The organism is Mycobacterium sp. E3298, from assembly GCF_001666895.1.
Classification (GTDB): domain Bacteria; phylum Actinomycetota; class Actinomycetes; order Mycobacteriales; family Mycobacteriaceae; genus Mycobacterium.
The window spans coordinates 1-9,138 of record NZ_LZJB01000182.1; the positions used below are offsets into that span (position 1 = coordinate 1).

Consider the following 9,138-nt stretch of genomic DNA (forward strand, 5'->3'; position numbering starts at 1 on the left):
TTGCCCTAGCCTTGGCCGATCAGCCCCATCGCCCGTCCCCGGTCAACGCCCTGGCCGACCCCCATCACCTGGCCAACACCGACCCCGTGTGGGCCGGCGGTGACGCGCGGCGCATCCGCCACGTCGCGCGGCGGCTCACCCCACCGGTCGCGCGGCCGGCTCTGGGGCTTGTCAACATGGTCCCGGGTCCGCTGGCCGGAGCGCTTCGAACCGGACTCGACCTCCTGATCGCCTTGACCCCGAAGGTGCGTCCCGCATGAGCCAGTCAACCGCCTCGCCCGCCACCGGCACGCTGTCCGAGCTGCGCCGGGCTCTCACCAAAGTCGCCGTGCCGCATCATGAGTCGCCCGTAGTCGTGCGGCGTCGGCGGGTCATCGTGGCCATCACCGTGGTCCTCGGTGCCGTGGTGCTCGGGTTTTCGTTGCGGCGCCATCCGGGCGACTCCAGCTTCTACTGGCTGACGTTGGCGCTGGCGGGGGTGTGGGTCGCCGGCGCGTTCGCCTCCGGCCCGCTGCACCTGGGTGGCATCTGCTGGCGCGGCCGCAACCAGCGGCCGGTCATCACCGGGACGGGGATCGGCCTGCTGCTCGGCGCGATCTTCGTGGTCGGCGGGCTGATCGCCCGGGAGATCACGCCCGTGGCCGAGCTGATCACCCGGGTGCTGGAATACGCCCATCACGGGTGGTATCCGGTGATCGTGGCGATCACGCTCGTCAACGGCGTCGCGGAGGAAGTCTTCTTTCGCGGCGCGCTCTACACGGCCCTGGGCCGGTATCACCCCGTGTTGATCTCGACGATCCTCTACACGATCGCGACGCTGGCCAGTGGCAACCCGATGCTCGGGTTCGCCGCCGTGATCCTGGGGACGGTGTGCGCGTTCGAACGCAGGGCGACCGGCGGGGTCCTCGCGCCGGTGCTCACCCACCTGGTGTGGGGCCTGATCATGGTTCTTGTGCTGCCCCCGATGTTCGGCGTCTAGGAGCCAGCCGAGCCGGCGACCTCGCGGGCCAGCGCCCGCATCGCGGCGTTGTGCGCGGGCCGCGCGAAGAACCAGTACACCCGCCCAGGGATGCCCCGCGGCAAAAAGATGGATCGCTGGGTGTAGCGACTGCCGCGGCCGTCCCGCCGCGTGACCGCGATCTCGAGCCACTCCCGTCCCGGCGCCCGCTTGGTGGAGCGCAGCCGCAGCACGGCCCCCGCCGCGCGCTCCTCCACCCGCCAACCGCCCGCCCGTGAATTCACGGCGGCCTCCGCCGCCCGCCAGACGTCGGCGGGTTCGGTGGCGGTTTCGGCGGTGCGCAGATCGGTGTAGACGATCTCGCCCGCCCAGTCCGGGTCGCTGGGCAGTGCCTCGGCCGGTTCGGACCGCAGCGACGACCACGAGGGTTCCGGGACGCCCCGCGCGGCCCGCTCGAGCGCCAGTTCGACGGACCGGCGATAGCCGGTCAGGCCGCCGGGCGGCGCTTCGATGATGCCGTCGACGTCGTGGTTGCGCATGACGGCGTCGCACTCCAGCGATTCGATCAGCGGCCGCGCCAGCCCCGGCGGGATCGGTGTCACGGTCCCCACCCAGAGGCTGGCGATCGTCGGTGTCAGGAACGGCAGCACGATCAGATAGCGCTTGCCCAGCCCCGCCACGTCGGCGTAGACGCGCATCATGTCGCCGTACTCGAGCACGTCGGGTCCGCCGATGTCCCAGGTGCGCGATGACGGGACCGGCGCCGTGGCCGCGGCGACCAGGTAATGCAGCACGTCGCGGATGGAAATCGGGTCTATCGGGTTGTCCATCCAGCTCGGGACGGGCAGCAGCGGGAATCGGTCCCCGACGTAGCGCATCATCTCGAACGAGGTCGAGCCCGCGCCGATGATCATCGCGGCGCCCAGCCAGACCAGCTCCGCGCCGCCCGGCACCGTCAGGGCCTCGGCCACCTCGGCCCGGCTGGTCAGGTGCTCGGACAGCACCTCGTCGGCGGGCACGAATCCGCCCAGGTAGACGATGCGACGCACACCGGCGTCCCTGGCCGCGGCGGCGAGGTTGGCCGCGGCGGCGTTGTCGGCATCGCGGAAGCCGGGCTGCCCGATGGCGTGCACCAGGTAATACACCACGTCAACGTGCCCGGCGTCGGCGAAGGCCGCCCGCGTGGACGCGGGATCGGCGGCGTCGAGGGTCACCGGGGTGACGTCGTCGAACCATCCGAACCGTCTGAGTCGCTCGGGCTTCCGGGTGGCGGCCACGACGTGGTGCCGGTCCGCCAGCAGCGCCGTGACCAGCCGCGATCCGACATATCCGGTGGCACCGGTGACGAGGACCCGCATACCTTTCAACCTAACCCGGCGACGGTCGACGCAAACCTGGCGGGCGCGGGCCGCCGATCGCGAACGTAACGCCACGGCGCTCTTCCGGCCTGATTTTCGCCATGCCGTTACGCTCGCGGCGGTGAACCCGCGCGGCGGCGGCATCGTGAGCCGGTAGAAGAAGTCCTCTTCGAAGAGATAGTGGAGACATGTATTACCTACTGGTTCTGGCGGTCGCCATCGAACGCGTCGTGGAGCTGGTGGTCTCCAACCGCAACGCGCGATGGTCTTTTGCCCAGGGCGCCAAGGAGTTTGGGCGGGCACACTATCCGGTGATGGTGGTGCTGCACACGGCGCTGCTGGTTGGCTGCATCCTCGAGCCGTGGGCACTGCACCGGCCGTTCATCGGATGGCTGGGCTGGCCGATGCTGGCGGTGGTGGCACTCAGCCAGGTGCTGCGCTGGTGGTGCATCGCCACGCTCGGCCCGCGGTGGAACACCCGGGTCATCGTGCTGCCGCAGGCCCCGCTGGTGCGCCAGGGTCCCTACCGGTGGCTGCACCATCCGAACTATGTTGCAGTGGTGGCTGAGGGGTTGGCGCTGCCGTTGGTGCACACGGCGTGGCTGACGGCCGCCATTTTCACGCTCGCCAACGCGGCGTTGCTCAAGGTGCGATTGCGGGTCGAGAACTCCGCTCTGGGATACACGTGAGCGACTACGACACCGACCTGTTGATCGTCGGCGGCGGGCCGGGCGGTTTGGCAACGGCGTTACACGCTCGGCGGCAGGGACTTTCGGTGATCGTCGCCGACCCGCGGGAGGGACCCATCGACAAGGCGTGCGGTGAAGGCCTGATGCCCGGCGGGCTGGCCGAGCTGACGTCCCTCGGCGTCGACCCGGTCGGCATGCCCTTTCACGGAATCGCCTACGTGAGCGAACACCGCCGTGCCCAGGCCCGGTTTCGTAACGGCCCGGGTCGCGGCGTGCGACGCACCACGCTGCACGCGGCGCTGGCCGCGCGCGCCAAAGAGCAAGACACGGAATGGCTTCGGGCGCGGGTGACCACCGTGCACCAGGACGCGCACGGGGTGACGGCCGCCGGCGTGCGCGCGAAATGGTTGGTGGCGGCCGACGGACTGCACTCACAGGTCAGGCGGGCCGTCGGGATCACGGCGACGGCCGGAACGCCGCGGCGCTACGGCGTGCGCTGGCATTTCCGGGTGCCGCCGTGGTCGGAGTTCGTCGAGGTGCATTGGTCGCGCTGGGGTGAGGCATATGTGACGCCGGTCGAGCCGGATCTGGTGGGCGTGGCGATCCTGTCGCGCGGCCGGCCCGACCTCGCGTGGTTCCCCGGGCTGGCCCGCCGGCTCGGCAGCGCCACCCGCGGTGACGCGCGCGGCTGCGGCCCGTTACGCCAGGTGGTCTCTCGCCGGGTCGCGGGGCGCGTGCTGTTGGTGGGCGACGCGGCGGGCTACGAGGACGCGCTGACGGGCGAGGGCATCAGCCTGGCGGTCAAGCAAGCGGCCGCTGTGGTCGCCGCCATCGTCGACGAGGCGCCGCAGTCGTATGAGTTTGCGTGGCAACGGATTACCCGCAACTACCGGCTGCTCACCCGCGCGCTGGTGTTGGCCAGCGCCCCGCCGATCGCGCGCCGCGCCATCGTGCCGGCGTGCACGCTGTTGCCCGGCGCGTTCCAGCGCGGGGTGAACGTACTGGCGGGCTAGCGGGCCTTCCAGACCGGCTCGCGCTTCTCGGCGAACGCCAGCGGGCCCTCCTTGGCGTCCTCCGACCTGATCAGGCCGCGCATCTCGGTCATGGTGCGCGCCCAGCCCACCTCTTCGTCGGTGATGACGCCGTCGTCGACGCCGTAGGCGATGCGCTTGCTGGCCTGCACGGACAGCGGCGCGTTCACCGTCACCCGCGCGGCCAGCGCGAGCGCGGCCTCCAGCACCGTGCCCTCCTTGACCACCTGATTGATCAGGCCCCATTCGAGGGCGTCGGCGGCGGTGATCGGCTCGCCGGTCAGCAGCAGCTCCATCGCCACCTTGCGCGGCAGCTGCTGCACGATCCGGAAGACGCCCCCCGCGGCGGCGATGAGCCCCCGCTTGACCTCCGGCAGCCCGAACTGGGCGCGCTCGTCGGCCACCACCAGGTCGCTGGCCAACGCCAGCTCGGTGCCGCCGCCCAGCGCGGTGCCGTTGACCGCCGCGATCGTGGGTTTGTCGATGAAGTGGTGCACGTAACCGGCGAAGCCCCACTCGGGATGGTCGGGGTGATAGATGTTCTCCCGACGTGAGATCGCCTTGAGGTCGGCCCCGGCGCAGAACGACTTGTCGCCCGCGCCGGTGATCACCACGGCCCGGATCTCGCGATCCTGCTGGGCCTCCTCCAGCGCGTCCCCGACGCCGATGCTGACGGCACCGTTGACCGCGTTGCGGGCTTCCGGCCGGTTGATGGTGATCACCATGACGTTGCCGCGGCGCTCGGTCAGCGCGCCGGGCGCCGCGGTGTCAACGTCCGTCACAACAATTCCACGATGGTGGCGTTGGCCTGGCCGCCACCCTCGCACATGGTCTGCAGACCGTAACGAATTCCCTTGTCCCGCATGTGGTACAGCAGCGTCGTCATGATCCGGGCGCCGGAGCCGCCCAGCGGGTGCCCCAGCGCGATCGCACCGCCGTTGGGGTTGAGCTTCTTCTCGTCGGCGCCAATGTCTTTCAGCCACGCCAGCGGCACCGGCGCGAACGCCTCGTTGACCTCGTAGGCCCCGATGTCGTCGATGGACAGGCCGGAACGCTTCAGCACCTTCTGGGTGGCGGGGATCGGCGCGGTCAGCATGATCACCGGGTCGGCTCCGGCCAGCGTCGCGGTGTGCACCTTCGCGATCGGCTTCAGGCCGAGCTCCTTGGCCTTCTCGGCCGACATGAACAGGATCGCGGCCGAGCCATCGGAGATCTGCGACGAGTTGCCCGCGTGGATCACCCCGTCTTCCTTGAACGCCGGCTTCAGCGACGCCATCTTCTCCATCGGGGTGCCGCGGCGGATGCCCTCGTCCTTGAGCACCACGTTTCCGTCCTGGTCCTTGATACCGACGATCTGGTCGTCAAAAGCGCCGGAATCCTGTGCCGCAGCGGCCTTTTCGTGTGAGCCCAGCGAGAACTCGTCGAGCGCGGTGCGGTCGAATCCCCACCGCTCGGCGATCATCTCGGCGCCGATGCCCTGGTTGGGGATCTGGCCCTCGTAGCGGTCCAGGAAGGTCTTCGGGTAGGGGCGGCCGCCGTTGGCCAACGACGAACCCATCGGAGTGCGCGACATCGACTCCACCCCACCGGCCACGACGACGTCGTAGTGCCCGGCCACCACGCCGGCCGCCGCGAAGTGGATCGACTGCTGGCTCGAACCACACTGACGGTCGACGGTCACACCGGGGACGGATTCCGGCCAGCCGGCGGCCAGCAGGGCGGTGCGGCCGATGTCGAGGGCCTGCTCACCGGCCTGCATCACACAGCCCCAGATGACGTCGTCGACGAGGCCGGGGTCGATACCCGCCTTGTCCACCAACCCGTTGAGCACCTGCGCCGACAGGTCCGCCGGGTGCACCCCGGACAATCCGCCGTTGCGCTTCCCGACCGGTGAGCGCACTGCCTCGACGATGACGGCTTCAGCCATGGTGGTGTCTCCTTTGACGTTAGGACCCTAATCGGTGAAAGTGAGTCTCGCCGTCGATTGTCAACCAACGCGTTGGGCGGGCGCGGGCCGGGGTGGTTTTGGGTGGCAGATGGCCTTCCGATTGCCAGCTTTTCGGCACCCCGTCATGTGCAGTCCATTTTTCCGCGAGGCTCGGCGACGTAGGGTGCCCCGATGTGAGCACCCCTTCACCGGGCCCCGGCTGGTGGCTGGCATCCGATGGCAAGTGGTATCCCCAGCAATGGGAGAGCACCTTCGTCTCGTACACGAACGAATCTCTGCAGGCCGTGCTGGACGAAGCGAACCGTCTGACGCAGTCCTACGGACAACAGGGCTGGGAGATCGTCGGGTCGTCGGTGCAGCGCACCCAGGTCGCCCACCGCTTCAAGGACTACGACAAGGGCGGCGACCACTACTTCGAGTGGAGCATCGTCTGCACGCTGAAACGACCGGTCGCGCCCGCCTGACCCACGCCGAGATTGCCGCCACGGTCGCGGGTGAGCCCAAACCCGCAGCCGTGACGGCGATCTCGACGGGCCTTAGACGGCGGGATAGGCCACCGATTTGATCTCGGTGTACTGGTCGAACCCGGCGACACCGTTCTGGCGGCCCACCCCGCTGTACTTGTACCCGCCGAACGGGGTGTCGGCGCCATACGGCGCGCCGCCGTTGACGCCCATGAAGCCGGCCCGAATCCTTCGGGCCACCGCCAGCGACCGCTCCAGCGAGCCGGACATCACGTTGCCCGCCAGGCCGTACTTGCTGTCGTTGGCGATCCGGATCGCGTCCTCCTCGTCGTCGAACGGGATCACGGCGAGCACCGGACCGAAGATTTCCTCCTGGGCGATCGTCATGGAGTTGTCGACATCGGTGAAAAGCGTTGGCCTGACGTAGAAACCCTTGTCGAAGCCGGTGGGCGCGTCGGGGCCGCCGACGAGCGCCGTGGCGCCCTCTTCGACACCTTTGCGGATGTAGCCCATCACGCGATTTCGCTGCACCTCCGAGATCACCGGGCCGCACAGGGTTCCCGGGTCCTGCGGGTCACCACACGTGACGTTCTCGTAGATGCCCTTGAGGATTTCCACGCCCTCGTCGTAGCGCGACCGCGGCAACAACATCCGGGTCGGGTTGGCGCAGCCTTGGCCGGCGTGCATGCACGGCGCGATGCCGACCATGCAAGCCGTCGGGAAGTCGGCGTCCTCCAGCACGATGGTGGCCGACTTGCCGCCCAGCTCGAGGAAGAGCCGCTTCATGGTGGCGGCCCCCTTTTCCATGATCCGCTGCCCGACCACGGTCGAGCCGGTGAACGAGATCAGGTCGACCTTGGGCGAAAGCGTAAGTTCTTCGCCCACAAAGTGATCCGAGGCGGTCACGACGTTGACGACGCCGGCGGGGATGTCGGTCTTCTCGGCGATCAGCCGGCCCAGCCGGGTCGCGTTGAACGGGGTGTTCGGCGCCGGCTTGAGCACCACGGTGTTGCCGGTGCCGAGCGCCTGGCCGAGCTTGTTGAGGGTGACCTCGAACGGAAAGTTCCACGGCACGATCGCGCCGACGACGCCCACCGGCTCGCGCCACACCTTGCGGGTGGTCAGCGTGCCGGTCAGGCTGATCACCTTGTCACCCAGGTCGGTCTCCCACGCGTACTCGTCGATCAGCCTGGCGGGGTAGCGCAGCCCGTCCTCCAGCGGCGCGTCCAGCTGGGGACCGAAGGTGATGGCCCGCGGCGATCCCACCTCGAGGATGAGCTCCTCGCGCAGCTCCTCCTTCTCCGACTCGATCGCCTCGTGCAGCTGCAAGAGGCAGCGCTTGCGCAACTCCCGGTTGGTCGACCAGTCGCTCTCGTCGAAGGCGCGCCGGGCGGCGTCGATCGCCCGGTGCATGTCCTCCTTGGACGCGTCGGCGACCTCCCCGAGCGGCTCCTCGGTCGCCGGGTTGATGTTGGTGAAGGTGCCGGACTGCCCGTCGACGAGCTTCCCGTCGATCATCATCTTCGGCTCGAACCGCACCTTTACAGCCTCGGTCATGTTTGTCACTCTCTTCTGAGTCGTTGAGGGGCTACAGAGAGCCTTACCGGAAACTAGCCGATTGGCAAGCGACAACCCCTACGGGCCTGGTCATTGTGGGTCGAACAGCACGGGCACCGACGTCGGCGAACGAAAAATCTGCCCGCGGACGTGCGGATCGTCGGCGTCGGGGTCCAGCCGCAGGTTGGGCAAGCGGTCGAGCAAAAGGTTGATGGCGGTGCGCATCTCCAGCCGCGCCAGGTGCATGCCGAGACAGACGTGCACGCCGTGCCCCCAGCCCAGGTGGGCCCTGGGTGTGCGGAAGATGTCGAACCTGTCGGGATCGGGGTAACGGTCCTCCTGCCGGTTGGCGGAGCCCAGCATCGGCATCACCGTGGACCCTTCCGGTATCGCCACCCCGCCGAGTTCGGTGTCGCGAGTCGCCACCCGGGTGATGGTCAGCAGGGGCGGTTCCCAGCGCACACCCTCCTCGATGGCCTGTGGTAGCAGCGACCGGTCCGCGCGGATGGCATCCAGCTGCGCGGGATCCGACAGCAGCGCGAGCAGCAGGCTGCCCAGGGACCGGTACGTCGTCTCCACCCCGGCGGGCAGCAGCAGCCGCAGGAACGAGTAGATCTCCTCGTCCTCGAGCTTCTCGCCGTCGATCTCGGCCTGGGCCAGCGCGCTGATCAGATCTTCCTTCGGCTCGGCGCGGCGCGCCGCCAGGATGGGTGCGAAGTAGTCGCAGAGCGCGGCCGAGGCGGCAAGGCCGCGTTCGGGATTCAGGATCCAACTCAGCAACGAAATCGACCACCGCTGGAACTGCGGATAGTCCTCCTCCGGCAGCCCCAGCAGGCCCGCGATGATCTGGCTGGGGTAATCGAAGGTGAATTCCTTGACCAGGTCGGCCTTTGCGTTCGCCGCGAACTTGTCGATCAGGCTGTTGCCCACCCGCCCGACGAGTTCGTCTTCCCAGCGGGCCAACGCCTTCTGCGAGAAGGCCTTTGACACCAGTGACCGCAGCCGCCCGTGCACCGGTTCGTCCATGCCGAGCATGACGCGCTCCCCCAGCACCGGCCCGAACGCGGCGATGACGGCCGCCGACGAGAACGTCTCGTTGTCGCGCAGCATCTGCTGGGCTTCCTCGTGGCGGT

9 protein-coding genes and 1 pseudogene are annotated in these 9,138 nt (G+C 68.9%); 5 read left to right on the top strand and 5 right to left on the bottom strand.

The window, feature by feature from the left end; translation table 11 throughout:
• Both A9X05_RS08575 and A9X05_RS08580 read left to right on the top strand, forming a co-directional pair.
• A pseudogene (locus tag A9X05_RS08575) lies at positions 1-260 on the top strand (NAD-dependent epimerase); the annotation flags it as partial.
• Complete coding sequence (locus tag A9X05_RS08580) at positions 257-979, top strand: CPBP family intramembrane glutamic endopeptidase (RefSeq protein WP_067755865.1); 723 nt, start codon at positions 257-259, stop codon at positions 977-979. The pseudogene A9X05_RS08575 and the gene A9X05_RS08580, both read left to right, overlap by 4 nt.
• Here the strand turns inward: A9X05_RS08580 and A9X05_RS08585 are convergent.
• Positions 976-2,316, bottom strand: coding sequence for a DUF2867 domain-containing protein (locus A9X05_RS08585; protein WP_067780626.1), 1,341 nt, complete (start codon positions 2,314-2,316; stop codon positions 976-978). The two genes, A9X05_RS08580 and A9X05_RS08585, sit on opposite strands and share 4 nt — an antisense overlap.
• 188 nt (positions 2,317-2,504) lie before the next feature.
• Between A9X05_RS08585 and A9X05_RS08590 the strand changes: the two genes are divergently transcribed.
• Both A9X05_RS08590 and A9X05_RS08595 read left to right on the top strand, forming a co-directional pair.
• Positions 2,505-3,005 (top strand): isoprenylcysteine carboxyl methyltransferase family protein, encoded by a 501-nt coding sequence (locus A9X05_RS08590; protein ID WP_067755870.1) that lies wholly within the window; start codon positions 2,505-2,507, stop codon positions 3,003-3,005.
• Positions 3,002-4,018 carry an NAD(P)/FAD-dependent oxidoreductase gene (locus A9X05_RS08595; protein ID WP_067755874.1) on the top strand — a complete coding sequence of 339 codons (1,017 nt, stop codon included), beginning with the start codon at positions 3,002-3,004 and terminating at the stop codon, positions 4,016-4,018. The genes A9X05_RS08590 and A9X05_RS08595 overlap by 4 nt, the downstream gene beginning before the upstream one ends.
• On the opposite strand, the gene A9X05_RS08600 is transcribed toward A9X05_RS08595, so the two are convergent.
• Together A9X05_RS08600 and A9X05_RS08605 are read right to left on the bottom strand one after the other, a co-directional pair.
• On the bottom strand, positions 4,015-4,818 hold the full coding sequence (locus tag A9X05_RS08600) for a crotonase/enoyl-CoA hydratase family protein (protein ID WP_082950272.1): 804 nt from the start codon (positions 4,816-4,818) through the stop codon (positions 4,015-4,017). The two genes, A9X05_RS08595 and A9X05_RS08600, sit on opposite strands and share 4 nt — an antisense overlap.
• The gene (locus A9X05_RS08605; protein WP_067755877.1) at positions 4,815-5,963 is read right to left on the bottom strand and encodes a thiolase family protein; all 1,149 of its coding nucleotides are present in this window, start codon (positions 5,961-5,963) and stop codon (positions 4,815-4,817) included. Before A9X05_RS08605 ends, A9X05_RS08600 begins: the two co-directional genes overlap by 4 nt.
• Before the next feature lie 194 nt (positions 5,964-6,157).
• Here A9X05_RS08605 and A9X05_RS08610 point away from each other — a divergent pair, with 194 nt between their 5' ends.
• Complete coding sequence (locus A9X05_RS08610; protein WP_067755880.1) at positions 6,158-6,448, top strand: hypothetical protein; 291 nt, start codon at positions 6,158-6,160, stop codon at positions 6,446-6,448.
• Positions 6,449-6,520: 72 nt separating this feature from the next.
• On the opposite strand, the gene A9X05_RS08615 is transcribed toward A9X05_RS08610, so the two are convergent.
• Both A9X05_RS08615 and A9X05_RS08620 read right to left on the bottom strand, forming a co-directional pair.
• Positions 6,521-8,005, bottom strand: a complete 1,485-nt coding sequence (locus tag A9X05_RS08615) for an aldehyde dehydrogenase family protein (protein ID WP_067755883.1) — start codon at positions 8,003-8,005, stop codon at positions 6,521-6,523.
• A 90-nt stretch (positions 8,006-8,095) separates the two neighbouring features.
• The coding region (locus A9X05_RS08620; protein WP_067780630.1) for a cytochrome P450 at positions 8,096-9,138 on the bottom strand (1,043 nt) is incomplete at its 5' end.

Excerpts from the sequence above, each read along its gene's own strand:
- A9X05_RS08615 (WP_067755883.1), bottom strand. The coding sequence starts at position 8,005 with ATGACCGAGGCTGTAAAGGTGCGGTTCGAGCCGAAGATGATGATCGAC.
- A9X05_RS08590 (WP_067755870.1), top strand. The coding sequence starts at position 2,505 with ATGTATTACCTACTGGTTCTGGCGGTCGCCATCGAACGCGTCGTGGAG.
- A9X05_RS08585 (WP_067780626.1), bottom strand. The coding sequence starts at position 2,316 with ATGCGGGTCCTCGTCACCGGTGCCACCGGATATGTCGGATCGCGGCTG.
- A9X05_RS08605 (WP_067755877.1), bottom strand. The coding sequence starts at position 5,963 with ATGGCTGAAGCCGTCATCGTCGAGGCAGTGCGCTCACCGGTCGGGAAG.
- A9X05_RS08580 (WP_067755865.1), top strand. The coding sequence starts at position 257 with ATGAGCCAGTCAACCGCCTCGCCCGCCACCGGCACGCTGTCCGAGCTG.